22 protein-coding genes are annotated in these 26,498 nt (G+C 64.1%); 10 read left to right on the top strand and 12 right to left on the bottom strand.

What is annotated here, in order from left to right:
- Window position 1: 1 nt before the first annotated feature.
- From NKJ57_RS15355 to NKJ57_RS15330, 6 genes are all read right to left on the bottom strand, one after another.
- Window positions 2–1,030 carry a zinc-binding dehydrogenase gene (locus tag NKJ57_RS15355; RefSeq protein WP_023815478.1) on the bottom strand — a complete coding sequence of 343 codons (1,029 nt, stop codon included), beginning with the start codon at window positions 1,028–1,030 and terminating at the stop codon, window positions 2–4.
- A 36-nt stretch (window positions 1,031–1,066) separates the two neighbouring features.
- A complete protein-coding gene (locus NKJ57_RS15350; RefSeq protein ID WP_023696480.1) occupies window positions 1,067–2,338 on the bottom strand; it encodes a beta-ketoacyl-ACP synthase in 1,272 nt (423 codons plus the stop codon).
- A 42-nt stretch (window positions 2,339–2,380) separates the two neighbouring features.
- Window positions 2,381–3,574: a beta-ketoacyl-ACP synthase gene (locus tag NKJ57_RS15345; RefSeq protein ID WP_352511764.1), complete on the bottom strand. Its 1,194-nt coding sequence runs from the start codon at window positions 3,572–3,574 to the stop codon at window positions 2,381–2,383.
- 55 nt (window positions 3,575–3,629) lie between these two features.
- Window positions 3,630–3,911, bottom strand: a complete 282-nt coding sequence (locus NKJ57_RS15340; RefSeq protein WP_010909964.1) for an acyl carrier protein — start codon at window positions 3,909–3,911, stop codon at window positions 3,630–3,632.
- A gap of 209 nt (window positions 3,912–4,120) precedes the next feature.
- Window positions 4,121–4,669, bottom strand: coding sequence for a histidine phosphatase family protein (locus NKJ57_RS15335; RefSeq protein ID WP_023670442.1), 549 nt, complete (start codon window positions 4,667–4,669; stop codon window positions 4,121–4,123).
- A 99-nt stretch (window positions 4,670–4,768) separates the two neighbouring features.
- Complete coding sequence (locus NKJ57_RS15330; RefSeq protein ID WP_023735254.1) at window positions 4,769–7,819, bottom strand: caspase family protein; 3,051 nt, start codon at window positions 7,817–7,819, stop codon at window positions 4,769–4,771.
- Window positions 7,820–7,962: 143 nt separating this feature from the next.
- On the opposite strand from NKJ57_RS15330, the gene NKJ57_RS15325 reads away from it, so the two are divergent.
- The 3 genes from NKJ57_RS15325 to NKJ57_RS15315 all read left to right on the top strand — a co-directional run bounded on the left by NKJ57_RS15325 (window position 7,963) and on the right by NKJ57_RS15315 (window position 11,841).
- Window positions 7,963–8,913, top strand: a complete 951-nt coding sequence (locus NKJ57_RS15325) for an AEC family transporter (RefSeq protein WP_023735255.1) — start codon at window positions 7,963–7,965, stop codon at window positions 8,911–8,913.
- Between the two features lie 251 nt (window positions 8,914–9,164).
- The gene (locus tag NKJ57_RS15320; RefSeq protein ID WP_023670445.1) at window positions 9,165–10,622 is read left to right on the top strand and encodes an NAD-dependent succinate-semialdehyde dehydrogenase; all 1,458 of its coding nucleotides are present in this window, start codon (window positions 9,165–9,167) and stop codon (window positions 10,620–10,622) included.
- Between the two features lie 193 nt (window positions 10,623–10,815).
- Entirely contained in the window at window positions 10,816–11,841 is a 1,026-nt protein-coding gene (locus tag NKJ57_RS15315; RefSeq protein WP_023681740.1) for an aldose epimerase family protein, read from the top strand.
- A 9-nt stretch (window positions 11,842–11,850) separates the two neighbouring features.
- Here NKJ57_RS15315 and NKJ57_RS15310 read toward each other — a convergent pair whose 3' ends face one another.
- Window positions 11,851–12,771, bottom strand: a complete 921-nt coding sequence (locus NKJ57_RS15310; RefSeq protein WP_352511762.1) for a sugar kinase — start codon at window positions 12,769–12,771, stop codon at window positions 11,851–11,853.
- Between the two features lie 152 nt (window positions 12,772–12,923).
- Here NKJ57_RS15310 and NKJ57_RS15305 point away from each other — a divergent pair, with 152 nt between their 5' ends.
- Window positions 12,924–13,367, top strand: coding sequence for a FixH family protein (locus NKJ57_RS15305; RefSeq protein WP_023735257.1), 444 nt, complete (start codon window positions 12,924–12,926; stop codon window positions 13,365–13,367).
- 4 nt (window positions 13,368–13,371) lie between these two features.
- Window positions 13,372–14,571 carry a cytochrome-c peroxidase gene (locus NKJ57_RS15300; RefSeq protein WP_023739070.1) on the top strand — a complete coding sequence of 400 codons (1,200 nt, stop codon included), beginning with the start codon at window positions 13,372–13,374 and terminating at the stop codon, window positions 14,569–14,571.
- Window position 14,572: 1 nt separating this feature from the next.
- On the opposite strand, the gene NKJ57_RS15295 is transcribed toward NKJ57_RS15300, so the two are convergent.
- The gene (locus tag NKJ57_RS15295) at window positions 14,573–15,034 is read right to left on the bottom strand and encodes an Lrp/AsnC family transcriptional regulator (RefSeq protein WP_023670450.1); all 462 of its coding nucleotides are present in this window, start codon (window positions 15,032–15,034) and stop codon (window positions 14,573–14,575) included.
- Between the two features lie 156 nt (window positions 15,035–15,190).
- Between NKJ57_RS15295 and putA the strand changes: the two genes are divergently transcribed.
- Both putA and NKJ57_RS15285 read left to right on the top strand, forming a co-directional pair.
- Window positions 15,191–18,799 (top strand): bifunctional proline dehydrogenase/L-glutamate gamma-semialdehyde dehydrogenase PutA, encoded by a 3,609-nt coding sequence (gene putA, locus NKJ57_RS15290; RefSeq protein ID WP_023706055.1) that lies wholly within the window; start codon window positions 15,191–15,193, stop codon window positions 18,797–18,799.
- An 87-nt stretch (window positions 18,800–18,886) separates the two neighbouring features.
- Window positions 18,887–19,951 carry a glycosyltransferase gene (locus NKJ57_RS15285; RefSeq protein WP_023706054.1) on the top strand — a complete coding sequence of 355 codons (1,065 nt, stop codon included), beginning with the start codon at window positions 18,887–18,889 and terminating at the stop codon, window positions 19,949–19,951.
- A 45-nt stretch (window positions 19,952–19,996) separates the two neighbouring features.
- Here the strand turns inward: NKJ57_RS15285 and hmuQ are convergent, their stop codons facing one another.
- The 4 genes from hmuQ to NKJ57_RS15265 all read right to left on the bottom strand — a co-directional run bounded on the left by hmuQ (window position 19,997) and on the right by NKJ57_RS15265 (window position 24,018).
- A complete protein-coding gene (gene hmuQ, locus NKJ57_RS15280; protein ID WP_352511759.1) occupies window positions 19,997–20,311 on the bottom strand; it encodes a heme-degrading protein HmuQ in 315 nt (104 codons plus the stop codon).
- 50 nt (window positions 20,312–20,361) lie between these two features.
- On the bottom strand, window positions 20,362–21,321 hold the full coding sequence (locus tag NKJ57_RS15275) for an energy transducer TonB family protein (protein ID WP_023706052.1): 960 nt from the start codon (window positions 21,319–21,321) through the stop codon (window positions 20,362–20,364).
- A 127-nt stretch (window positions 21,322–21,448) separates the two neighbouring features.
- Window positions 21,449–21,883, bottom strand: coding sequence for a hypothetical protein (locus NKJ57_RS15270; protein WP_023706051.1), 435 nt, complete (start codon window positions 21,881–21,883; stop codon window positions 21,449–21,451).
- Between the two features lie 5 nt (window positions 21,884–21,888).
- Window positions 21,889–24,018 carry a TonB-dependent hemoglobin/transferrin/lactoferrin family receptor gene (locus NKJ57_RS15265; RefSeq protein ID WP_352511758.1) on the bottom strand — a complete coding sequence of 710 codons (2,130 nt, stop codon included), beginning with the start codon at window positions 24,016–24,018 and terminating at the stop codon, window positions 21,889–21,891.
- A gap of 273 nt (window positions 24,019–24,291) precedes the next feature.
- Here NKJ57_RS15265 and hemP point away from each other — a divergent pair, with 273 nt between their 5' ends.
- From hemP to NKJ57_RS15250, 3 genes are read left to right on the top strand one after another with little or no spacing between them, the layout of a single operon-like run.
- Window positions 24,292–24,498 (top strand): hemin uptake protein HemP, encoded by a 207-nt coding sequence (hemP, locus tag NKJ57_RS15260; protein ID WP_023673860.1) that lies wholly within the window; start codon window positions 24,292–24,294, stop codon window positions 24,496–24,498.
- 36 nt (window positions 24,499–24,534) lie between these two features.
- Window positions 24,535–25,596: a hemin-degrading factor gene (locus tag NKJ57_RS15255; RefSeq protein ID WP_023706049.1), complete on the top strand. Its 1,062-nt coding sequence runs from the start codon at window positions 24,535–24,537 to the stop codon at window positions 25,594–25,596.
- An 11-nt stretch (window positions 25,597–25,607) separates the two neighbouring features.
- A complete protein-coding gene (locus NKJ57_RS15250; RefSeq protein WP_031196346.1) occupies window positions 25,608–26,495 on the top strand; it encodes a heme/hemin ABC transporter substrate-binding protein in 888 nt (295 codons plus the stop codon).
- Window positions 26,496–26,498: the final 3 nt, after the last annotated feature.

Below are 26,498 nucleotides of genomic sequence, written 5' to 3'. Positions count from 1 at the left end.
CCTAAGAAACGCGCAGGATGATCTTGCCGAACACGTCGCGGCCTTCCATGCGCTTCAACGCGGCGTCGATGCCGTCGAAGCCGACTTCGGTGTCGATGACAGGTGCGACCTGTCCCGCCGCCATCTTCTGCATGGCGTTGGCCATGTTCTCCATGCGGCAGCCGAAGGACCCAAGCAGCTTCAGCTGCTGCTGGAACAGCTGCATCAGATTGATCTGCGTCGACACGCCGGAGGTCGAGCCGCAGGTGACCAGGCGGCCGCCGCGCTTGAGGCACAGCATCGAGGCGGCAAAGGTGTCGGCGCCGACATGTTCGAAGACGACGTCGACGCCCTTCTTCCTGGTGAGCTTGCGCACGACGCCTTCGAAACGATCGTCGCGGTAGTTGATGACATGGTCGGCGCCGAGCGCCTTGGCCTTGTCGATCTTGTCGTTGGAACCGACCGTGGTGATGATGGTGCAACCCATGCGCTTGGCCAGCTGGATCGCCGCCGAGCCGATGCCGGAGCCGCCGGCATGGATGAGGATGGTTTCGCCGGGCTGCAGCTTGGCATTGTCGAACAGCATGTGCTCGACGGTGCCGAAGGTGACGGGGGCGACAGCCGCGCCGACATCGGTCACGCCGGGAGGAGCAGGGACCAGCAGGCGCGCCGGCAGGTTGATCTTCTCCTGGGCAAAGCCGTCGAGATGGAAGCCGTGGACGCCCGAGACATGTTCGCAGAGATTGTCGCGGCCTTCGCGGCAGGCGCGGCAAAGGCCGCAGGTGCGCGCGCCGTAGATCGACAGCAATTGTCCGGGCAGCAGGCTGGAGACGCCGGGGCCGACAGCTTCGACCTCGCCGGAGGCTTCGGCGCCGACGACCAGCGGCAGCTTACGCTTGGCGAAGGCCATGCCACGCCAGCCCCAGACGTCGATATGGTTCAGCGCCACCGCCTTGATGCGCAGCGTGACTTCGCCCAATGCGGGGGGCGGCGGGGGCGGCAGGTCCACCGTTTCAAGACGGCGGTCCTCGATAAGTTGCAGTGCGCGCATGGAGCCTGTCAGTTCAGTCTGGCTGAAAAAGGTCGCTTAGACCGGTTCCCGCGCCATGACAAGGCAAGTGTTCTGGCCGCCGAAGCCGAACGAGTTCGAGAGCACGGTGCCGACTTCGGCATTGCGCTTCTTGTTGGGCACCACGTCGAGCACGATTGCCGGGTCGGGATTGTCGTAGTTGATGGTCGGCGGAATGACGCTTTCGCGCATGGTCATCAGCGAAAACGCCGCTTCGACAGCACCCGCCGCCGACAGCGTGTGGCCGATCATCGACTTGTTGGACGAGACCGGCATCGAGCCGATGCGATCGCCGAACACGGTCGACAGCGACAGATGCTCCATCTTGTCGTTTTCCGGCGTCGAGGTGCCGTGAGCGTTGACGTAGTCGATCTCGTCCTTGCTCAGGCCGGCATCCGCAAGGGCGGCGCGGACTGCTGCGATCGCCGGGGAACCGTCGGGCTTGGAACGGGTGCGATGGAAATCGTCGGCCTTTTCACCGCAGCCGCGCAGGATGCCGAGAACGCTGGCGCCCCGGGCAAGGGCTGCCTCAAGCGATTCCAGCACCAGAGCGCCGGAGCCTTCGGCCAGCACAAAGCCGTCGCGGTCCTTGGAGAAGGGTTTTGACGCCTTTTCAGGGATGTCATTGTGGGTCGACAGCGCCGAGAGCAACGAAAAGCGGATCAGCGCCTCGGCGGTTGCCGAACCGTCGGCGCCGATGGACAGCGCCCGGTCGCATTCGCCGCGGCGGATCGCTTCGACGCCGAGCTGGATGGCGGTGGCGCCCGAAGCGCAGGCCGTCGACAGTGTGATCGGCAGGCCGCGCGTGCCAAAGCGGTCGGCCAGCCGGTCGGCGATCGCGCCGAACTGCGTGCTTGCGAACGTATCTGTTTCCTTCAGCCCGCGCGCCACCCTGAGCAGCCTTTCGGCGCCGGCGCCTTTGCCGTCGGAATTGTAGAGCGCGAAGCGATCCTGCCAGTCGAGTTCGACCGGCGGCGAGGCGAGGAACAGAGGCCCGCCAAAATCAGAGGAATCGAGGCCGGATTCGGCCACCGCCTCATTCGCGGCGGTTTCGGCCAGTTCGTAGGTCAGCAGGCTGGCGCCTTTCGAGCTTGAGTCGAGGAAATCGACCATGCCGGAGATGCGGGTGTTGAGGTGGTCGACGGGAAAGCGGGTGATCGGGTGGATGCCCGATTTGCCGGAGGTCAGTGCCGCCCAGTTATCGGCCTTGCCGATGCCGAGCGACGTTACCACGCCGATGCCGGTGACGGCGACGATCGGCCTGCCCATGTGATCTCTGAGATTGGCCATCCGGAACCTCTTAACTTTGCAGCATGATCGCGCAGCGCTGCTTCAAGCAGCAGCGTTGACCAGAGCCATGCCCTCGAATTGGTGATAGCCGATCGCCGTTGCGAGCACGGTTTCGGGAATGCCTTCGAACGGCTTCTCGGCCGCGGCGTCGAAAACGGGGTAGGCGGCCTTGCGGTCGACGGCCAGGGCGGCGAGGGCGACCGCGAATGGAAACTGCGCTTCCTTCATATGTCCGGTCAGCGTCGCGAAGCCGCGCGCCGATATCGCCGGATTGGCATCCAGCGCTGCCTTTTCGGCTGACGTTGCGGTATGCGCCCCGGATGCGCCCGACAGGGCCAGCAACTTGCCGTTCGGGAGAGTTGCCTGTTTGAGCAGTGTCGCGATCTCGGCGTCAAGCTCGCCGCGCGAACGCCGGGCGCGGCCTGAGACGACCGGTCCGAGCTCGGCATAGATCTTGCGGCCACGGCTTTGCGCGTGTTCGCGCTGCTCCAGCACCAGGAAAGCGCCGCCGGAGCCGGAGACCAGGCCGCCGCCCTCGGCGCCCTGTCTCTGCCAGACCGGCATCCATGGGCCGCGATGCAGATAGCCGGCCAATTCATAGCCGAGCAGCATGTCGGAATGTTCGGTCTGGAAGGCGCCGCCGACCAGTATGTGCGTCGACTGTCCGGAGCGGATGCGCGCGGCGGCGGTCTCGACGGCGGCGACGCCGGCACCTTCCTCGCCCATGAAGGTCCTCGACGATCCCGTCACCTTGTGGACGATGGAGATGTTGCCGGCGAGCAGATTGGAGAGCTGGGCCAGGAAAAGCGTCGGCCGCAATTCGGTGGTCAGCTTCTCGTTGAGCAGCACGTCGCGGTCGTTGCGGCTCTCGGACGCGGCGAGGATGGCGGCATCGACCGCCTCGTCTCGCTCGCCGCCGCCGGCAGCGACAACCATGTCCATGGTCGTGCAGAGCTCGTCATTGCCCTTGATGCCGGCGTCGTCCAGCGCCATGCCGGCCGCATAGGTGCCGAGCCGCTGCCATGTTTCCATCTGCCGCTGGTCGCCTCGCTTGGCGATCTGCAGGTTCCAGTCGATCTCCGGCAGTGGATGCACGGTGTAGGGCGCAAAGCGCGCGGATTCGAGCACCGGCTGCAGGCCGGGCTGCGCCAGCTTCTGCCAGTGGGTATCCGGACCCTCTCCCAGCGAGGAGACAAGGCCGATACCGGTGATGACGACGTCGCGAGGGCTGCTCATGAGCGGCTTTGTGGGTCAGGCGGCGCAGCCCGTCAAGGCCGCGCGCCAGCCGATATCAGGCGGTCTTGGCGGCGACCAGCGCGTCGATCTTGGCGCACAGGTTCTTCATGACGAAGTAATCGTCGGTCGAAGCCTTGCCGTCATTGACTTCCTGGGTCCACTTTTCCAGCGGCACCTTGATGCCGAATTCCTTGTCGATGGCAAAGACGATATCGAGGAAATCGAGACTGTCGATGCCGAGATCGTCGATCGTGTGGCTCTCGGGAGTGATGGTATCGATGTCGATCTCGCTGGTGTCGGCAATGATCTTGGCGACTTTGTCGAACGTGGTGGACAAGGGCTCTTCCTTCGGTTGCGGGCGGAATCTGTCCGCATCTGGTTTGGGCGCTGTCTAATCGGTTTTTCCCGGCAGGAAAAGGCCTGATGCGCCGGGCGCAGATGGGATGGCCTTCCCATAAAGACAAGAAGGGCCGCCCGACAAGCCGGCGGCCCTCCCAGTTGACGTTACGTCAGCTCAGTTTTCACGGAGCTTGACCACTGGCTTTCTCAGAACGTGACGCGGCCGAGCACGCGCAAGCCATCGCCCTGCGGCTCGACCACCACCGCTTCGCCCTCGCGCGGCGAGACGCCGGTCAGCGCGACGATGTTTTCGAGATGCGTGACCATGACCAGATTGTCGGAACCGGTGTAGGCGCGGATTTCCTTCATCACCGCGTCGAGCTGCGCGGCCTTCTCGGTCGGATCGCTCCTCAGGAGGTCGAGCGGCGCAAAAAGCTCCGGCTCCGCCTCGAAGGCGATGCGGGCAGTGTCGAGGCAGCGGCAATAGCGGCTGGACAGCACCCGCTCGATGGGGGCGGCGCGGGCGCCGAACAAGGCGCCGATCTTGCTCGCCTGCTGCTTGCCGCGCGCCGATAGGTTGACCTGGGTGGCGCAGTTGTCGATGACGAAATTGGCGGGGTCGGTGGTGCCGGTGACCAGCGCGTGGCGAAGCAGCACGACATGGCCGCCGTCACGCAGCAGCGCCCAGCCGGCGTCGGTCGCGTGGGCGACGGCGGGAACAGCAAGCAGGAACAGCGACAGCACAAATCGAATCATCGAAACCTTTTCCGGGAGCCTGATGCCGCTCCGGTCATTCTGATATAGGGATCGGAAAGCCGGCACAAAGACAAGCGAAAGGCGAACCCTCGGTTCGCTTCACATTTTCGCCATTTGCTTCTTCGCCAGCTCGATCTTCTGATCGGTGAGCGGGATAGGGATCGTGTAGCCGGCTTCGGTGAAGCCCTGCTTGGCGTTCTCGAAGAATTCGATCGCCTTGAGATATTCCGGCTTGCCCGCGCCATAGCTGGCGCGGTTCCAGTGGACGTCGCCGATATTGTTCTGCTCGAAGGCCCACTGCAGCGGCTGACTTTCGCGCGTAAACACCTTCAGCGCCGCCGTGAACGCCGCTTCGGCGTCGTTGAGATATTTGTCGGTCCGCTGGAGATTGCCGAGATTGAGCAGGCTCATACCGATGCCATTTTGAGCGTTGGCCCAGTCGACCGGCGCGGCCTCGATGGTGAGTATTTCGAGCGCTGCCCGCCGCGCCGCAATCGAATCCTGCAGCGTCTTGGCATCGCCATTGCTCATGCTCAACCAGTGCAGCGTCGAGCCCAGGCCGGCCTGGGCCATTGCCCATTGCCGCGGGTTCGTCTCGCGCTTGTACTCGCGCAACGCATTGCCGTAGGCGTCGACCGCCTCGCTGTAATGCTCGGGCTTGTCGGTGACGCCGCCGAGAAGCTGCAGCGTGTTGCCGAGATTGTAGTAGCTCATCGCCCAGTCCTGCGGGAACTTCCGCCTGACATAGACCTGCCGTGCCGCCTGGAAGGCTGCCGCCGACTGTTCCAGCTTGGCCGCATCACGGGTGCGCTGACCAAGGGTCTGATAGATCGATCCAAGATTGTTCTGGGCTGACGCCCAGTCCATCGGGAAGCGCTTGCGGGTAAACACCGTCAGAGCGTCGTTGTAGGCAGCTGCAGCTTCTTCCAGCGTAGCCGTGCCCATATCGAAGCGGGCGATACCGCTCAGCGCATTGCCCAGGTTGAGGCGGCTGGTCGCCCAGGACACCGGGAAGGTTTCGCGGGTTCGCACTTCCAGCGCGGCGCGGAAAGCGTTGGCCGCCTCATTGATCTTGGCCTTATCGTTGAGCTGGATGCCAAGGGTGACCAGCGTGTTGCCGAGATTGTTCTCGATCATCGCCCATTCTACCGGCGCTTTTTCGCGCGTGTATTCCTCAAGCGCCAGCCGGTAGGCGGCTTCGGCCTGCTTAAGATGCTCGCCGGTGGGTTCGCGTTCGGAGAGCGCATAGAGGGCGAGGCCAAGATTGTTCTGCGAAGAGGCCCAGTCCAAAGGCAGCTTGTCGCGCGGGCGCCTCTCCAGCGTGGCGCGCATTGCCGCCACCGCATCGTTCAGGCGCTTGGGGTCGCTTTCGCGTTCCCCGATCTTCAGCAGCACATTGGCCAGGTTGTTCTGCGCAGCGGCCCAGTTGCGATCATCTTTCTCGCGCTCGAAAACGGCAAGCGAACCGCGGAAGATCTGCGCTGCCTCTTCCAGATGCGCGGTCTCGGTTTCGCGTTCGCCGATGGTTTGCAGCACGACCGCCATGTTGTTGCGAGTGATTGCCCAATCGCGGTTCTGTTCGCCATTGGGAATGAAGTTCAAGATGACATGATAGGCCTCGATGGACTGTTGTAGTGCATCGAGGTCGCCGGTGGCGTAGCCATAAGCGTTCAGCGCCTCGGCCTCCTGGTTCTTGTAGTTCCAGCGCAGCTTTTCGTCCCACTTCTCGACCAGCGAAAACGCCTTGGCGTAGTCGGTGGCGGCGGATTTGTAGTCGAAGACCAGCGCGGCGGCGTCGGCGCGTTTGGCATAGATGGCGGCGTCGGCGATGCGCTTTTGCCGGAGCAGGTCCTCGGCCTCATCCACCGCACCGCTGTTTTCCTCGATCCGGCCGACCGCGTCGTCGAGGAATTTGCGCGCCGTCACCATGGCGCCCTGGCCTATGGCCTTGTCGGCGGATGCGACCAGGCGACTGATCTCGGGATCGTCGGTGCGTAATGCGGCGCGCTCGGCCATCATCTTCTTCAGACGCTCGGCCTGGCTGTCCAGCACCTTCTGCAGGTCGTTGGGATCCTCAGGGATCTTTTCCGTGCCGAGCGCCTTGAGCACGCCGTAGAGCGCGTCAAGGGGCACGCCGTCCTGGAGAGAAGCCAACTCCACCTGAGCCCGTTTGGGATCGGGCAGGTCGGAAATGGTCAGCAGCAATTGCCGCCTCTCGCCGGTGATCAGCCCGTCGTCGCCGGTCGGTTCGGGCGGCGCGACGCCGAAATAGAGCAGGCGACGCAGGCTCTCGCTGACCCAGGGGCGCTGCTTTGCCTTGGTGTCGAGATAGACCTCCTCGGTTACCATGCGCATGACCGAGCCGAACTCGGTGCCTTTCATCGCGGTGAGGTGGCGCAGCAGGGCGGCGGCGTAGGGGCTGTTTTCGCCGGCGACGCCATCGAGCGCCGGTCGGCCCGGCTCGGCGGCGAAGCCGACCACGGTTCCCAGGCTGGCATCATCCACTGAGGCATCGGCGAGGGCTTTTGCGCCGCGCACCGGTTCCAGCCCGCCGGCGCCGACGGGCTCGGCGGAAGCCGTCGGCCCGCGTCGCACGACCGCGTCCGGCGGAAACGGGTTGGTGCGGCAGGCGTCAAGCAGCACGATCGTCACCGGCATGGTCTTTTTCAGCTCGTCCATGACGGCTGAAATCGGCACCAGCGCCTCACCAGCATTTTTCAACGACGAGACGTCGGCGTCGACCGGCACCAGATAGTTCTCGCCGCCGGCCTCGATGCCGTGGCCGGAATAATAGATGAAGGCTACGTCGGCGCCTTCGGCGTCCTCGACAAACCGATCGAGATCGCGCTTCAGCTTGGCGGCATCGCGATCGGTGACGTTGCGGGCGTCGAAGCCGAGGTCGGTCAGCATCTTGGCCATGTCGCGGGCGTCGTTGGCCGGGTTGGCAAGGGCTGCGATGTGTTCGTATTTCGACTGGCCGATGATCAGCGCCACGCCCTTGAGACTTTTGGTCTCGGCGGCCTGGGCCTCAGATACGCCAAGGCAAAGCAGTATAACGACGAAACCCGCCAGCCACCCCTGTCTGACCAGCCACCCCTGTCTGACCAGCCACTCCCGTCTGAAATGACGCTGTTTCGGCGTCGCGACCATTCTTTGTGTCCGCCCTAATGATCCCAAGCCTGTATAGCGCTGTCACCCGACCATGATCAAATTCAGGCGCCGGCCGGATCGAGGATCGATTTCTGAAGATCAGGGCGATTGCACTGCAATCCGGGCTCGCCTATCCCTGAAAAATGTCGCCGCTCACGGAAACCGTTCTTTTCGTCTTCAGCCTTGTCGCGCTCGGCTATCTCGCCGGGCTCACCGGCTATCTAAAGCCGGCGAGCGGCGAGGGTATCGCCGAGTTCGCCATCAACGTGGCGATGCCGCTGCTGCTGTTTCGGACGATGGTGAATTCGGATTTCCACGGCGTGGCGCCCTGGTCGCTGTGGGGTGCTTATTTCGCGGCGGTTGCAATGACATGGGCCGCCGGCCATCTGGTGACGACACGGATCTTCGGGCGGGACGCGCGCACCGGCATCGTCGGTGGAGTGTCGTCATCCTTCTCGAATGTGGTGTTGCTGGGCATTCCCTTCGTTCTCGGCGTATTCGGGTCCAGCGGATTCGAAGTGCTGTCGCTGCTCGTTTCCGTGCATCTGCCGACCATGATGATGGCTTCGATCATCATGTTCGAGATATTTGGCCGCGGCGGCAGCGAGCCCGTACACCCGCTGCGCATCATCCAGAGCTTTCTGAGAAGACTGTTCACCAATCCGTTGATCATCGGCATCCTGGCCGGGCTGGCATGGCGCCTCACCGGCGCGCCGCTGCCGAACCTTGCCATGCGACTGGCCGATGCGCTGGCTAACACCGCCGGGCCGGTGGCGCTGTTCGCCATGGGGCTCAGCCTGCGCCGTTTCGGCATTTCCGGTAACATCCGACCGGCGCTGGCGCTGTCGACGCTGAAACTGTTCCTGATGCCGGCGCTGGTGCTCGGCCTGGTCTGGCTGTTTGGCCTGCCGCCCTTGACGGCCAAAGTGGCGGTCGTGGTGGCGGCGCTGCCGTCCGGCATCAATTCCTATCTCATCGCCGTGCAGTTCAACACCGGCCAGGCGCTGGCGTCGAACCAGATGACCATCGCCACGGCAAGCGCGGTTGTTACAACCGCCTTTTGGCTGACGGTGGTGGTGCATGTCTTTGGGTAGGCTTGGTCTTCTGTAAGGCTGGTCTTTGGCAAGGCTGGTCTTTGACAAGGCTGCGGCCCAAACTAATTTACATGTGAATTTTCTCTGGCGTTGGGCTGGCCCAAAGCCTATATGCCATCTTGCAATTGCTTGCCGGGCTTGCCCTAGGTAAAGAGCAGTGGCTTCAGCGTGTCGGCTCCGCCGCCATTGTGCACGCTCGTTCAAGAGATCCAGGAAACCGGCCCGTCAGTGCGCCGAACGGAGGCTAGACCATGCTGCAGAAAACCAGCCATTTCATGCGCCAGGCCAATCTCATCAACGGCGAATGGGTGCAGGCCGACAGCGGCCAGACGGTCGACGTCAACAACCCGGCCACCGGTCTCAAGATCGGCACCGTGCCGAAGTCGGGCAAGGCGGAAACCCGCCGCGCCATCGAAGCCGCAAGCGAAGCCTTCAAGACCTGGCGCAAGACGACCGCGCTCGAGCGCTCGAAGCTGTTGCGCAAGCTGCATGACGCGATGATGGACAATCAGGATGTGCTGGCCGAACTGCTCACCATCGAGCAGGGCAAGTCGCTCGCCGAATCCAAGGGCGAGATCGGTTCGGCCGCCGCCTATATCATGTGGTTTGCCGAGGAAGGCCGCCGCACCTATGGCGATGTCGTGCCATCGCCATGGGGCGATCGCCGCATCCTGGTGACCAAGGAGCCGGTCGGCGTCATTGCCGCCATCACGCCGTGGAATTTCCCCTCCTCGATGCTTGCCCGCAAGCTTGGCCCCGCGCTTGCCGCCGGCTGCACCGCCGTGGTCAAGCCGGCCTCGCAGACGCCGTATTCCGGCCTTGCATGGGGCGCGCTCGCCGAGGAAGTCGGCTTCCCCAAGGGCGTCATCAACATCCTGACGGGTGCTGCCGGCGAAATCGGCGACGAGATCTGCGCCAATCCGCTGGTGTCGAAGATCACCTTCACCGGCTCGACCGAGATCGGCAAGCTGCTGATTCAGAAGTCGTCCGTCACCGTCAAGAAGGTCTCGATGGAACTCGGCGGCAATGCGCCGTTCCTGGTCTTCGACGATGCCGACCTCGATCGCGCCGTCGCCGGCGCCATCACCGCCAAATACCGCAATTCAGGCCAGACCTGCGTGTGCACCAACCGCTTCCTGGTGCAGGCCGGCATCTACGACAAGTTTGTCGAGAAGCTGGCCGCTGCCAGCAATGCGCTGAAGGTTGGCTCGGGCCTGGAAGAGGGCGTGCAGCAGGGACCGCTGATCGACGTGAAGGCGGTCGAGAAGGTCGAGGAATTCATCGCCGACGCCACGTCGAAGGGCGGCAAGGTCGTTGCCGGCGGCAAGCGCCACGCGCTTGGCGGCTCATTCTTCCAGCCGACCGTCATCGCCGATGCGAAGCCCGACATGCGCTTCATGAAGGAAGAGATTTTTGGCCCGATCGCCCCGGTGTTCAAGTTCGAGACCGAGGAGGAAGCCATTGCGCTCGCCAACGACACCGAGTTCGGCCTGGCCGCCTATTTCTACACCGGCGACCTCGGCCGCGCCTTCCGGGTCATGGAAGGCCTGAAATACGGCATGGTCGGCGTCAATGAAGGCCTGATCACCACGCCGGAAGCGCCGTTCGGCGGCGTCAAGGAATCGGGCCTCGGCAAGGAAGGCGGACATCAGGGCATCGAGGATTATCTCGACACCAAATATGTCTGCATCGGGGGTCTCGGCCTCTAAATCATTCACGGGCAGGGCAGGCCGCGCGCCTGCCCTTGCCAGACGACATTCAGCCGGACTGGAGCGGTTCAGCGTTTCACGGAAACGCCGAACCGCTCCAGTTCTTTGTTTTTTGCAATTCCGGACGGAAAACCGTTTCACACTTTTCCTGGAATTGCTCTAAGTCGACAGATCGATGAATTAGCATTTGGACATAGCGATGAAGGACGGCGAAGTCTTCGGCACGACGCAGGCAGGCGAACCCGTTCGCCGTTTCACCATCCGGGGCGGCGGCGTCAGCGCCAACATCATCGGGCTCGGCGCAATCATCCAGGATCTGCGGCTCGCCGGGCACGACGCGCCGCTGGTGCTGGGCTACGATCGCTTCGAGCCTTACGAGACTGACCGGGCCTTCTTCGGCGCGGTCGTCGGCCGCTATGCCAACCGCATCCGCGACGGCCGCTTCACCATTGCCGGCCAGCGCTACCAGACCGAGCGCAATTTCCTCGGCAAGCACACGCTGCATGGCGGCTCGGAGGGCTTCTTCCATCGGCCGTGGACGGTTTCGCTGCACGGCCGGGATTTTGTCACCCTGACCCTGCACGATCCTGAGGGCACGATGGGCTTTCCCGGCGCGCTCGACGTCACCTGCACCTACCGGCTGAAGATTCCCGGCACGCTCTCGATGGAACTGACCGCCACCTGCGAGGAGCCGACGCTGTGCAATCTGGCGCAGCATTCCTATTTCAATCTCGACGATGGCGGCGCCGGCGACATTCTCGACCACCGGCTGATGCTGAACGCCGGCGCCTATACGCCTGTCGATGGCGAGATGATCCCGACCGGCGTCGTCAAACCTGTCGACGGCACGCCCTTCGACTTCCGCCAGGCGCGGCCGCTGCGGATGGAAACGGAAGGCGAGCAGCTTCCCTACGACGTCAATTTCTGCCTGGCGTCAGCCCGGGGCCCGCTTCACCAGGTGGCGTGGGCGCAAGGCGCCAATTCCGGCGTCGAGATGGAAGTCTGGACCACCGAGCCGGGCCTGCAGCTTTACACCGGCCAGTATGTCGCGCCGACCTCGGGCGGCCTGGACGGACGGCGCTACAAGGCGTTTTCCGGCTTTTGCCTGGAAGCGCAGACCTGGCCCGACGCGCCGAACCGGCCCTATTTCCCGCAGGCCACGCTGTGGCCGGGCCAGATCTATCATCAGGTGACGGAATATCGTTTCAGGCTTCCCTAAGGTCTTAGACTAGCCCTCGAAAGCGGTTCTTAGAACCTCGAACGGCGCCAGCGCGCCTCGCACCTGCACGACAGCGGCGGCGACGCGATGCGCGCGCTGCACGGCATCCGCCGGGGCATGGCCGGCAAGCCGGGCGGCGAGATAGCCGCCATTGAAGGAATCGCCGGCGCCGGTGGTGTCGACCGGGGTGGCGACATGCTGGGCCGGAACCGGCTGCAGGGCTCCGCCAGTGGCGATCAGCGCGGGTTCCTCGCCATTCTTGACGACGACTTCGCCGACCAGTTTTCCGAACCGCTCGGCGGTCGCTTGCGGTGCCGAGTCGCCGAACAGCATCTGCTCGTCGGGAAAGGTCGGTAGCGCGATGTCGGCGACGGCAAGCGCGTCGAGGATCGCGGCTTGCGCCTCCTCGCGGCTCTGCCACAGGCGCGGCCGGTAGTTGGGGTCGAAGGCGACGAGCGAACCGGCAGCCCGCGCCTTGGACACTTCCGCCAGCAACGTCTTGCGCGCGGCGGCATCCAGAATTGCCAAGGTGATTCCGGAAAAATACACAAGAGCTTGGTTTTCAAGGCTTTTTGCCAAGGCGGGCGGGTCCGAGGCGAGCCGCCTGGCCGCCGCGTCGCTGCGCCAGTAGGTGAAGGCGCGTTCGGCGCCGGTCAAGGTGATGGCGTAGAGGCCGGGCCGCGCGCCTGGGATGACCGGGCTGGCGCCGATGTCAATGCCGTTTTCGGCGAAGAACGAAATCTGGCCCTGCGAGAAGGGATCGTCGCCGAAGGCCGAGACATAGGTCGCCGGCCGCTCGCCGCTCAGCGCATGCAGCGCCCACAGCGTGTTGAACGTGTCGCCGGCAAAGCCCATGCGCCAGTTCGGCCCGGCCTGGCCGGACAGTTCGAGCATGCATTCACCGATCGAAGCGACGCCGTCTGCTGCCATGTATCTGTCTCCGGATCAGTTCGCTGCTGTAGCTTTTTGCGGCCGGCAGCGCCATGCTTGGCGGCGGCGGTTTTTTGCGCCAGAAGCGTTTTCCCACAGAAGCGGGGACGCGAATTGCTTCCCGAGACGTTATGCCCAGAAGAGGAACCGGTTTGGCATCGATATGGCGTTATCTTCTTGCGGGCGTTGGTCTGGCCGCCTTGCTGGCTGGCATATTGGCGATCGTCTATCTGACCGCGCCGCAGTCGGCGCCGGGCCCCGATGTTTCGCGCTCGAAGAAGACGGCGAACGGCTTGTTTGTCGCCAGCATTCAGCCGGAACGCGGCGTTATCCGGCAAGGCGAACTGCAATCCTGGTTGCTGACCCTGAAGACGGTCAACGGCGATTCCGTGGAAGGTGCGGCGATCTCGGTGTCCGGCGGCATGCCGCAGCACAATCACGGCTTGCCGACCAGTCCGCAGGCGACCGATTATCTTGGCGAGGGGCGCTACAGGATCGAGGGGCTGAAATTCACCATGAGCGGCGTGTGGCAGTTGCGCTTCGCCATTTCGGCGGCGGCCGGTTCCGACACGGTCGTCTTCAACGTGGTGCTGTGAGCGGATGAACGGCCTGTTGCGCCTTCTGGCATTGGCGGCGGTCGTGCTCGTTGCCGGCTGCGGCAAACCGGATTTTTCCGATGCCGAGAAGAAGACCATCGCTTCGCTGGCGCTGAACACCTTGCCGGCGCTCAAACCCGACACCACCAACCGGTTCGCCGACGTGCCGGCCGCCGCCGCCTTGGGCTCCACTCTGTTCTTCGACCAGGGCATGAGCCGCGACGGTAACGTATCCTGCTCGACCTGCCACAAGATCGACCGGCAGTTCCAGGATGACCTGCCGCAATCCGTCGGCGTCGGCCGAACCAACAGGCGCTCGATGCCGCTGGCCGGCATTGCCCGCAATCCGTGGTTCTTCTGGGATGGACGGCGCGACAGCCTGTGGGCGCAGGCGCTGACGCCGCTGGAAAACCCGCTCGAGCAGGCGGGGAACCGCGCGGCCTTCGCGCATTACATCCAGAAGCGGTTCGGCGAGCGCTACGAGCGCATCTTCGGGCCACTGCCGGATCTTTCCGCCGTGCCGGCCAACGCCAGCCCGCTTGGCAACGAGGCCGAGCAGGCGGCGTGGAAGGCAATGACCGCGGCCCAAATGGACGACGTCAACCGCGTCTTTTCCAATATCGGCAAGGCGATCGCCGCCTTCGAACGGTCGATCGAACCGGCACAGACGCGCTTTGACCGCTTTGCCATCGATCTTGCGTCAGGCGCCAAGCCGAAAGCCGACGATGCCTTTTCGCCGGAGGAGATGCTCGGGCTGAAACTGTTCATCGGCAAGGCCAATTGCGTCACCTGCCATAACGGCCCGCGCTTCACCGACAACGCTTTCCACAACACCGGCGTGCGGCCGGTCAGGGATTTGCCATTGGATCGCGGCCGTTTCGATGCGGTGGCCCAGGTTCAGGCCGACCCATTCAACTGCTTCGGCGCCTTCCGCGATGGCGACGCCGGCGCCTGCGGAGAACTGCGCTTCATCGTCAAGGCAGCACCCGAACTGATGCGTGCCTACAAGACGCCGTCGCTGCGGGGCGCGGCGACACGGCCGCCCTATATGCATGCCGGACAGTTCTCCACGCTGGAGGAGGTGGTGGCGCACTACGCGAAGGCGGAGGCGGCCGTTGAAGGCACCTCCGAAGTGCACCCGTTGCAACTGTCGGACCGCGAACGCGCGGCGCTGGTGGCGTTTTTGAAGACGCTGTCGGAGTGAGCTAGCGATCCTTCACCGTCTCCATGGCCACGAAGGTCGAGGTCTGCGCAACATGCGGCAGTGCCGAGATGCGCTCGCCGAGCACGCGGCGATAGGCGGCGATGTCGGTGGTACGGACTTTCAGGAGATAATCGAAGCTCGACGCCATCATGTGGCACTGCTCGATCTCCGGCACGGCCTGCACCGCGCGATTGAAAGCATCGAGCGCGGCCGAGCGTGTGTCCGACAGTTTGACCTGGACGAAGGCGACATGGCCTTCGCCCATGCGCTCGCGATCGATGATCGCCTGATAGCCCCTGATATAGCCGTCCTTCTCCAGGCGCTTCACCCGCGCCTGCACCGGCGTCTTCGACAGGCCGACCTTGCCGGCCAGTCCAGACATGGATAGCCGCCCGTCGCGCGCCAGCGCCGACAGGATGTTTCTGTCGATGCGGTCCAATTGGTCTTCTGTCACGGATATCATAGTCCACCTGATAACGATTCAACCGTAATGATAGACCGATCGGCCTGCCATGTCGATTTCTTTGGACCGGCCGAAAATGCGGCTCTGTGCTAGCTTGCGCCATTCGGTCCGGCGACCGCCGGCCCGCTCCCAGATGCTTGCTCAGCAGGGACCGCCATGCCGCTCGACACCATTCGCCAGCAGATCCGCGCCAACTACCTGCCCGACGAAGACGCGGCTGTGAAGCGCCTGGCTGCGGCGACAGAACTTTCGGCCGATGACCGCAAAGCCGTCTCGGCCCGTGCCGCGGATCTGGTGCGCGCGGTGCGCGGCTCGTCCGACCCGCGGCTGATGGAGGTTTTTCTCTCGGCCTACGGCCTCTCCACCAAGGAAGGCGTGGCGCTGATGTGCCTGGCCGAGGCACTGCTGCGCGTGCCTGACACCGAGACCATGGACGACCTGATCGCCGACAAGATCGCACCGCATGACTGGTCGGCGCATTCGGGCGGTTCGAGCTCGATCTTCGTCAACGCCTCGACCTGGGCGCTGATGCTGACCGGCCGTGTGCTCGACGAAGGCGAGGGCGGCATTGAAGGCACGCTGCGCTCGATGGTTCGCCGGCTGGGCGAGCCGGTTATCCGCAAGGCGGTCGCCGCCGCCATGCGCGAAATGGGCGAGCAGTTCGTGCTCGGCCGCACCATTGCGGAAGCCGTCAAGCGCGGCAAGTCGATGATCCAGAAAGGTTATCTCTATTCCTTCGACATGCTGGGCGAGGCCGCCCGCACCGAGGCCGACGCGCTGCGCTACCTCAAAGCCTATGCCGATGCGATCTCCTCGCTCGATTCAGGCTCCAACGGTCCCGATATCCGCCAGAACCACGGCATCTCGGTCAAACTGTCGGCGCTGCATCCGCGCTACGAAGAGGCACAGAAGGAAAAGATGCTGCCGGTGATGGCCGAGCGGCTGCTGTCGCTGGCGCTGGCCGCACGCCATTCGCGCATGGGCCTCAATATCGACGCCGAGGAGGCCGACCGGCTCGACCTGTCGCTCGACGTCATCGAGCGTGTGTTGTCCGAGCCGGAGCTTGCCGGCTGGAATGGCTTTGGCGTCGTCGTCCAGGCCTACGGCCCGCGCGCGGCCTTCACCATCGACTGGCTCTATGCGCTGGCGAAAAAGTACGACCGCAACATCATGGTGCGGCTGGTCAAGGGCGCCTATTGGGACACCGAGATCAAGCGGGCACAGACGCTCGGGCTTTCCGGCTACCCTGTCTTCACCCGCAAGGCCAACACCGATGTTTCCTACATGGCCTGCGCCAGGAAGTTGCTGTCGATGACCGACCGCATCTATCCGCAATTCGCCACGCACAACGCCCATACAGTCGCTGCCGTCCTGTCGATGGCTGACAACCGTGACGCTTTCGAATTCCAGCGCCTGCACGGCATGGGCGAGGCGCTGCATGAGACGGTGCGCCAGGCCGAAGGCACGCGCTGCCGCATCTATGCGCCGGTCGGCGCGCACTCCGACCTCTTGGCTTATCTGGTGCGACGTCTGCTGGAGAATGGCGCCAACTCCTCCTTCGTTCATCAGCTCACCGATGAGGATGTCGAGCCGGAGGATATTGCGCGCGATCCGCTCGAGACGGTCGAGAGCCAGGGCTCCGCCGCCAATCCGGCAATCGCTCGTCCGGCGACGATCTTCGGCACTGGGCGGCGCAATTCGAAGGGATTCGACATCACCGACCCGGTGACGCTGGCGGCGATCGACAAGGCCAAGGCGGCCTTTGCCGGGCCCGAGCGCTGGCATGCCAAGCCGATCACGCGCGCCGCCGGCTACGGCAAGCAGCGCCCGGTGGTCAATCCGGCAAAGCCTGCCGAGATCGTCGGCACGGTCGCCGAAGCCGCTGCCAAGCAGGTAGCGACCGCGGTGCGCTTCGCGGTGGAGGCGCAGCCGGCCTGGGCAAAACGCCCCGTCGCCGAGCGCGCCGCCATCATCAACCGCGCGGCCGACCTCTATGAGGCCAACGCGGTCGAGTTCTTTGCGCTGGCTACCAGGGAAGCCGGCAAGTCGCTGGCCGACGGCGTGGCCGAAGTGCGCGAAGCTGTCGACTTCCTGCGCTACTACGCTGCCCAAGCGGCCAACAACGAAGCGGGCACCGAGGCACGCGGCGCGATCGTGTGCATTTCGCCGTGGAATTTCCCGCTCGCCATCTTCACCGGCCAGATCGCGGCAGCGCTCGTCACCGGCAATTCGGTCATCGCCAAGCCAGCCGAACAGACCCCGCTGATCGCCTTCCGCGCCGTCGAGCTGCTGCGCGAGGCCGGCGTGCCGGAAGATGTCATCCAGCTTCTGCCGGGCGACGGTCCGTCGGTCGGCGGACCGCTAACTGCGGATCCGCGCATTGCCGGCGTCTGCTTCACCGGCTCGACCGAGGTTGCAAAGCTGATCGAGAAGCAACTGGCCGAGACGGCCGCGCCGGACGCCATGCTGATCGCCGAGACCGGCGGTCTCAATGCCATGATCGTCGATTCCACAGCACTGCCCGAACAGGCGGTGCGCGACATACTGGCATCGGCTTTCCAGAGTGCAGGCCAGCGCTGTTCGGCGCTTCGCGTGCTCTACGTGCAAAAGGATGTCGAGAAGAAGATGCTGGAGATGCTGAAGGGCGCCATGGAAGCGCTCACCATCGGCGATCCCTGGCAGATTTCGACCGATGTCGGGCCGGTCATCGATGACGAGGCGCAGAACTCGATCCGCGAGTATTGCACCAAAATGGGGCTGCAGGGCCGGCTGATCGCCAAGCTCGAAGCACCCAAAGATGGCCGCTTCGTTGCGCCGCATGTGTTCCGGGTCAAAGGCATCGAGGAGATGGAGCGCGAAGTGTTCGGTCCGGTGCTGCATGTCGCCAGCTTCGACGCCGACGGGATCGACGCCGTCATCGCCGCCATCAACCGCAAAGGCTATGGCCTGACCTTCGGCCTGCACACCCGCATCGAAGGCCGCGTCCAGCATTTCGTCGACGGCATCCATGCCGGCAACATCTATGTCAACCGCAACCAGATCGGCGCCGTCGTCGGCTCGCAGCCCTTTGGCGGCGAGGGGCTTTCGGGCACCGGGCCGAAGGCCGGCGGGCCGCATTATCTCCGGCGGTTCCGCAAGGGGCCGGAGGCGGGCACGGAGATTGCCGAGGGCCACAAGGTGACGGCGACCGAACTGGCCGACAATCTGCCCGATCCGACGCTTGGCGGCTGGTCGACGCGGCCGGACCGCATCGCCATTTTGAGAAAGCATCTGCGCGGCAAGGGCGCTGCAGCGATCGGCGCTGCAGCCGCCATCGATTTCGGCCAGGTCGACCTGCCGGGACCGACCGGCGAGGCCAACACGCTGTCGCTGTCGCCGCGCGGCCGGGTGCTGTGCCTCGGTCCGGACGCCGAAACGCTGCTTGCCCAGACGATCCAGGCGCTGGCCGCCGGCAATGCGGTGCTGGCCGTGGCGCCGGGCGCGCCGGCAGCACTGTCGGCGCTGACCGGCAAGGGGTTGCCGCTGGCGGCCATAGACGGTCGGCCAGACCCAGTCGAAGCGCGTTCGCTGCGCGTCGATGTCGTCGCCTTCTCGGGCAGGCCCGAGGCGGCGCGGATCGTGCGCAAGGTCATTGCCGACCGCGGCGGGCCGATCGTGCCGCTGGTCAGCGAGGTGCTCAACCCGGCGGCCTATGCGCATGAACGCGCTGTCTGCGTCGACACCACGGCTGCCGGCGGCAATGCCAGCCTGCTCGCGGCGGCCTAGGGGGCTTTTCGCGGCTCGCTTGCCTGCGTCGGGTTGCAAGGGTATGCGCAAGGGATAGAGAGCAACTCGAGCGGGGCAGCCGAACAGATGGAAGACACGTCCCGACCGTTTGAGCTGCCGCGCGTGGCGGTGGTCATCACTTGCTTCAACTATCGGCCGTACGTCGAACAGGCGATCCGCTCGGTGCTTGCGCAGACCTACCGGAATTGGGAATGCGTCATCGTCGACGATGCCTCGACGGACGGCTCGGCCGACCATGTCCGACAGCTTCTAAGGGATATAGACGACCCGCGCCTGCGCCTGTTGGCGCGCACGGAGAATGGCGGCCAGACCGCGGGATTCCGCGACGGCTTTGCCGCAACCGACGCGCCCTTCGTCGCGTTTCTCGACGCCGATGACGTGTGGCTGCCGGATTTTCTCCTCGCGCATCTGTCCGCCCACCTCAACACGACGCATTCGGCCGCACTGTCGAGTTCCGATGTGTTCCTTGTCGATGGCGACGGCACCTTGCTGGGCGGTACCTTCCTTGCCTTGCGCAAACCGCGGTCCGGAGCGGATCGCAGTGGCGTCGCCATCGCGCCCGGTGGCCGGCTTGCCGGCATGGCGCCCGGGATCGCCTACGCATCGGAGCATCCGGTAACCTATTTCACACCTGCGGTGACGGGCTGGCTGTGGTCGCAATGCTCGGCGATCATGTACCGGCGTGGCGCGCTGGAACCGGTATTGTCCTTCCCGTTCAAGGCCAAGGTCGGGACGGATTATCTGACGGCGACACTCGCGCACCAGGCCGGCGGCAGCCTCATCCTGTCAGAAGGTCTCGGCCTCTATCGCCTGCATGGCTCCAACCTGTCCACCGGAACTGCCTTTGCTGGCGGCAATGTGCGGCAAACGCCTGCATACAGGAGCTACAGGAGCGTGTTGGCGGCGGATGCCGCAGACTATTTGCTGGCGAATTCTGCCTGGCTCAGCGATCTCAACGGGCGCAATTTCATACCTGCATTCCTGACGCAGCATGTGCGCCAGTTCCCGGAGTTGGCCGGTGATCCGCGGTTGGCGCGCTACCTGACACGCGGACAGCCCTGGCGGCGGCTGCGCCTGCACATTGCCCAGTGGCTTCGGCGACTGGGCGGCCGGAATTCAACCGGAACCTGACGGCATCTGCCCGTCGTCAGATCTCGTCGACGGGTGAAATCTCAATCAGGCGCCTTCGACGACCGAAAAGCCTTCGAACTGCGGATGGCCGAGATAGTGCACCTTCGACGTGCCGGCGTTGCGGTGGGCGGCGCGAAAATTCTCGGATTTGGTCCAGCCGACGAAATCCTCATGGCTTGCCCACACCGTGTGCGAGGCAAACAGCGTGTAACCCTCGGCCTCGTTGACCGGGCCGCGCAGCAAGTGGAATTCTCTGAAGCCTTTCATCTCCGAGAGGCTCGAATCGCGGTTCTTCCAGACATCCTCGAAAGCGGTCTCCGAGCCGTTCTGGACCTTGAAGCGGTTCATGGCGATGTACATTGGGCTTCCTCTTGAATTGATGGACGATTTGGCGAAGGTCTGCGAGCTGGTTAAAACGGACCGATCCGCGCCCTGAACACCCAACTTGATAATCCGGTCTCGGGTGGAATGGGCGGGAACGGGGCTTGCTGGCGCACCAGTTTCAAAGCGAATTGGTCTAGTTCGGCAGACCCTGAACTTTCGACAAGCTGCAAGTCGCTGACGCTGCCGTCGGCCATGACGACGAAATAGACCCTGGCATTGTTGCGAGCCTTGGCTTGAATTTCCTTCGAAACGCGCCGGTTAGCGCGGGCAAGCTTCTTTTGAATTTCACCGCCGTAACGAGATTCCATCGCATTGCCAGCCGCGTCCTGGTTTTTACCCTTGCTGGCAACCGCCGGTGCGTCGCGTTCTTCGCCATCTGCCGCACCGCGGGTATCTCCAGATCCGGCTGGAGGGGTCGGCCGCGGGCTCGGGACTGGTGGTTTGGCAGCAGGCAAATCAACGGCGGGCTCGTCGGCGGGCGGTGCCTCTGAACTTTGCGTTTGAACCCCTGGCGGAGTCGACGTCTCAGCGCTTGGGGCGACAGTTTGATCATTCGGGATGGCGGCCGTCAGTGTATCTGGCGCGGCGGTCGCCTGTTCGGCGGCTTCCGGCGCAGGCTTGGGCGCCGCCGGCTCCTTTACCGGTTGAGGCGCCTCGGTCGGCGGCACGGGTCGAACGGCCTCGGGCTTGGCCGGCCGCGGATCGGTTACCAAGGTAACATCGACCGCGTCGGGAGCCTGGCTGTCCAAGGCGCTGCCGACCACCTCGGCGCCCGATTGCTCGGTGCCTTCGGATTGTATCGCGTTACTGGAATCGAATGTCCCTGCGGGTCCGATGAAGAACGCCGCTGCGGCAGCGGCATGGAGCAGGCAGGACGCGACGATCGCCACAGTCCATTTGCGGTCCGCGGCTGCCGGCTGTGCGAGCTCGTCCATCGTAATCGCCGGTTCGTTGCCGGCGTCGGGGAGGGGGGTGATGTCCTGCATGGTTCGCGGCGAGACCTGCCGCGAGCGGGGTGGGATTGTCAAATCAAGATCGGTTGCCGGCCATGACGGCGGAGCTGCGACGGGTCGTGTCGCATTGTCGTGCAGGAAGGCGGGATGCAGGCCCACCTCAGACGCCGAATGCGATACCGGTCTTGGTCTGCGTCTTCAGGCCGCGCATGCAGGCGCCCGGTTTGACGCCGGCGCATTCGGTGGCGCTGTTGATCAGCACGCGGCTGAGTTTGGTGCACTCGGTGCCGGCGAGGTCGAAGCGGATCACCTTGGTCTTGCCGGCCGGCAGGTCCTTGAAGTCGAGCACGCTCAGGCGGTCGACAATGCCGGCCTCGTTGAACAGCGCGATTTCGAATGCCGCCTTGGAAAGATCGGCGCCGAGCGCATTGTTGACCACGAAGGTCAGCCGGCAACCCTTGTCCGAGGGCTGCACGGCATTGAGCTCGAGGCTGAGTTGCGGAGCCGGCGCGGACTGAGCCCACGCCGGCATCAAGCCAAGCGACATCGCCAGCGTCGAGGTCAGGAGGCGAAGCGATGCCGTCAAACTTGTCATCGGTGTCAGCCTCCAAAGCGCATGGTTGCGGCGAGCTTCAGCGTGATGCCGGGTTCATAGATGACGGCGGTGGTGCCGCCGTTCAGCGGGTTGGTGTATTTGACGTCGAACAAATTGTCGGCGCGGAAGTCCACCTTCAGATTGTCGGTGGCCTGGTAACTGGCGAAGGCGTTGACCAGAGTATAATCCTTGGCTACGGGGTTGCCCTTCGGCTTGCCGTTGTACTGCACCTCGCCGCCGACGGTCAGCTTGTCCTGAAGGAAGCGGAAGCCGAGCTGCCCGGTGACCTGCGAGGACGGCATGGTGGCAAGGTCGGCGCGCTCACCTTCATCGGAGATGGTGTGGCCGTTGGTGATCGAGGCGGAGAGCCCGGCATAACCCCAGGCGGCATCGTAGACGCTTTCCAGTTCGAAGCCGTTTATCTTGGCCTGGGCGACGTTCTGGTACTGGAAGCAGATCGGAATGCCGGGGCCGAACGGGCAGCCGCTGGTCGGGTCGAATGCCGACAGTGTGACGCCTTCTATGTAGTCGTCGACATCGTTGTGGAAGTAGGCGGCCTTGAGCCGGAACGCGTCGCCGGCCTCGATAAGGTCGTTCAGCTTGTAGTTGACGCCGAACTCGGTGGTCTTGCCGGTTTCAGGCCGCAGGTTTGGGTTGGGCAGGAACGGGAAGGTGACGCCTGCCGGATGGTTGCCGCTGATCAGCGTTTCGGTCAGCGACGGCGAGCGGTAGCCTTCCGCGTAGGTGCCATAGAACTGCAGGCCCGCCAGGCTGGCGCTTTCGAAAGGCGTGACACCAACGGTGATGCGCGGCGACAGACGATCACCTGACGTTTCGTGGGTGCTGTCTTCGAGGCTGTAATTGTCGTAACGCAGCCCGGCAATGACCTCGAGCCAGTCCCAGGTGAGCTTGTCCTGGATGTAGGCGCCCGAAACACTACGCTTGCCCGATGGGGTGTAGAAGCTGTCGCCGCCGGCGGTGCCGCCGGTCTCGACATCGTCACCCACCCAGTCGCCGCCATAGGTCAATTCGTGCGCAACACCGGCTGTTTCGAAGCGCGACGTGTTCCAGATGTCGACGCCGGCCGTGCCAACGTCGAAGGTCGAGGTCGAACCGACGGGCAGCAGCACGGGAAGGCCGGTCGACGGATCGAAGCGGTTCTGCGGGACCAGCGTGGTGAGGTCGAGATTGGTCTTGTTGTAGGAGGCGTTGATGTGGAGATCGAGCCAGCTCCTGGCGTCGTCGGTGATGTTGTAGCGGGCGGTGAAGGTGTTCGACTTCAGGTCGACGTCGTTGGCCGGCACGCCGCCGCTGGTTTCCGTCCAGCCGTCGCTCGAGCCGACCCAGCCGAGCTTCAATTCGCTGTCTTCGCTGGGGCGGATTGTGGTCTTGAGCAGGCCGCTCAGCAGGTCGAAGCCGGTGCCGTCGACGGTGTCGCCGCTGCCATTCTTGTAGTCGCCGTAGTCGCGGTAGACGATGTTGCCCAGCACATCCAAATCGTCGTTGAATTTGTAGGCGCCGCTGGCACTGGCGGTCCAGCCCTTGCCGTTGCTTTCATAGCGCCCGGTGACGGAGCCGGCCCAGGTTTCGCCCGGTCTGAGGAAATCCACCGCATCCTTGGTGTCGAAGAAGACGACGCCGCCAATGGCGCCGGAGCCGTAGGTGTTGGCGGTCGGTCCGCGAATGACGTCAACGGATTTGATGAGCTCGGGATCGACATAGAAGGTCGACTGCGTGCCGTGGTCTGAGCGCTGGAAATTCTGCCTGGCACCGTCGACGATGACCGCGACGCGACCGAAATCCTGCAGGCCGCGGATGTTGATGCTGGAGCTGACGCGTCGCGCATCGGCCTGCACGGCGACACCAGGCACACCGAGCAGCATTTCGTTCGGCGTCGTCGCCATGCGGCGGTCGAGCTGATCCTGGTCAACATGGCTGGCCGAAGCCAGCGATTCGATTGCCGTCTCGCCGGTGCGGCTGATGACGAGGATCTTGTCCAGCAGGGTCGCGCCGGCGGGCGCCGGCTTGGTGTCCTCGGTTTTCCTGGTCTGGTCGGCCTGGTCAGCGGCCGGTTGAGCGCTGGCCGGCGATGTCAGCAGCGCGATCGTCGCTGCCCCCGCAAGCAAGGCTGCCATTGCCTTTGCCATAGGCCGATGCACCGGATCGGCGTTCGCCAGACCCAGTCGTCCACAATTTCCCAAGCCCATGCCCCAACTCCAAAATTCCAGGTTCGATGCTGGCTGGCTTGGTGCTCGCTGGCATTTTTCATTCTGTCCGGCGTCTTAAATGTTGACTCATTTGGTCCGGTATTGCACTGACTAATAAACATGATAATCCGAGTCAAGAAATGAATCGGCATTTTTGCAACGCCTAGCCAGTTGCCCGGCACAGGAAAGGGATCGAAAGAGATGAACACCCACAATCCCAACGACTTCCGTTACCGCGTCCGCCGTTCCGAGGAGACGCCGACCCGCTTCGACCGGGTGCCGCTGGCGGTGCGGACGCTGTCCTCCAACACGCTGTTCCAGGGCGAGCACGAGATCGGCATCGAGCACCATGGCGCGCTCTATCGGCTGAAGATCACCCGCCAGGGCAAGCTCATCCTCAACAAGTGACGAAACGACCAAACACGGCAGACAGGTAAGCAGGACATGGACCAGCGCGCAAAACCCGCCCCGCATGAAATCCGGCGGGCGCGGGCAGACAATCCGAAAGCGCGCGAGCGCGATCTTGCCGCCGAGCTCGGTATTTCCGAGGCCGAGCTGGTGGCCGCGCATTGCGGCGACGGCGTCGTGCGCGTCGAGCCCAGGGTCAACGATCTTCTGACCGGCCTCGACGCCGTCGGCGAAGTGATGGCGCTGACCCGCAACGAAAGCGCGGTGCACGAGAAGATCGGCGTCTACGACAAGGTTGTCACAGGCACGCACAACGCCATGGTGCTGGGCGAAAACATCGACCTGCGCATTTTTCCCAAAGTCTGGGCGCATGGCTTTGCCGTGGAAAAGCGCGACGGCGGCGACATCCGCCGCAGCCTGCAATTCTTCGACGCGGCCGGCGATGCGGTGCACAAGGTGCATCTGCGGCCGGCGTCCAATCTCTATGCCTACCAGAAGCTCGTGGCCGCACTCGAATCGCCGAACCAGGAGGCGACCGTGTCTATCGCAGGCTTGGCCGACGACGACGCGGAGACGTCGGGCGTTGCCGCAGACATCGATGACCTGCGCGACCGCTGGAGCCGGCTGACCGACGTCCACCAGTTCTTCGGCATGTTGAAAGAGCTGAAGCTCAGCCGCCGCCAGGCCGTGCGCATGGTCGGCCAGGACTATGCCTGGCTGCTCGACAATGACGCCGTCAGCGCCATGTTCCATCATGCCGCCGCCGACGGCATGCCGATCATGTGTTTTGTCGGAAACCGCGGCTGCATCCAGATCCATTCGGGTCCCGTCAAGTCGATCAAGCCGATGGGTCCGTGGATCAACGTCATGGACGAGACCTTCCACCTGCATCTGCGCACCGATCACATCCAGGAGGTGTGGGCGGTGCGCAAGCCGACCAAGGACGGTCATGTGACGTCGCTCGAAGCCTATGGCGCCGACGACGGCAAGATGATCATCCAGTTCTTTGGCAAGCGCCATGAAGGCGAGGGCGAGCGTGACGACTGGCGGTTCCTCGCCGAAAACCTGCCGCGCATTCCAAGCCCGACCGCAGCCTGAGGATCACGACGATGATTTCACTGTTCAGGCGCCCGACGCTTGCCGCAGCCATGGGCCTGTCGCTGGCTCTTGCCGCGCCCGCGCCAGCCAGCGAAAACCTCGCCGTCTTTGACGACACGTCGCGGATCGCGGCGATCGGCGGCTCGATCACCGAGATCGTTTACGCGCTTGGCGAAGAAGGCCATCTCGTCGCCCGCGATTCGACCAGCCGCTACCCCGCGGCCGCGGTCGCGCTGCCCGATGTCGGCTATATGCGCCAGCTGTCGCCGGAAGGTGTGCTTTCGGTCAATCCGTCGGGCATCCTGGCGCTGCATGGCAGCGGCCCTAGGGAAGCGGTCGACGTGCTGAAAAAGTCGAGCGTTCCGTTCATCGACGTGCCCGAGCACTACAGCCATGACGGCATCCTGGAAAAGATCCGCATCGTCGGCAAGGCGCTTGGCGTCGACGCCAAGGCCGAGACGCTGGTGGCTGAGACCGACGCCAAGCTGAAGGCGGCCGAGAAGCAGACGGCGTCGATCAAGCAGCGCAAGCGCATCCTGTTCGTGCTGTCGATCCAGGGCGGCAAGATCCTGGCCGCCGGCACCGACACCGCCGGTGACGGCATCATCAAGCTCGCCGGTGCGGTCAACGCCGTCGAAGGTTTTTCCGGCTACAAGCAGATGTCCGACGAGGCCGTCGTAACCGCCAGGCCGGACGTGATCCTGGCCATGAAGAATGCCGGCCCGCCGATTGCGGAGGCCGAGCTTTTCGCCATCCCGTCGATCACCTCGACGCCGGCGGGTGAAGGCCGCAAACTGACCCTGATGGATGGCAGCTATCTCCTCGGCTTCGGACCGCGCACGGCCGATGCCATCCACGATCTGGCCGCCTCGCTCTATGGCAGCCAGGTCACGGACTGAGCC

This window comes from Mesorhizobium sp. M0077 (assembly GCF_040322955.1).
In the GTDB taxonomy this organism is placed as follows: Bacteria; Pseudomonadota; Alphaproteobacteria; order Rhizobiales; family Rhizobiaceae; genus Mesorhizobium.
This window is presented reverse-complemented; position numbering and strand designations above follow the sequence as displayed.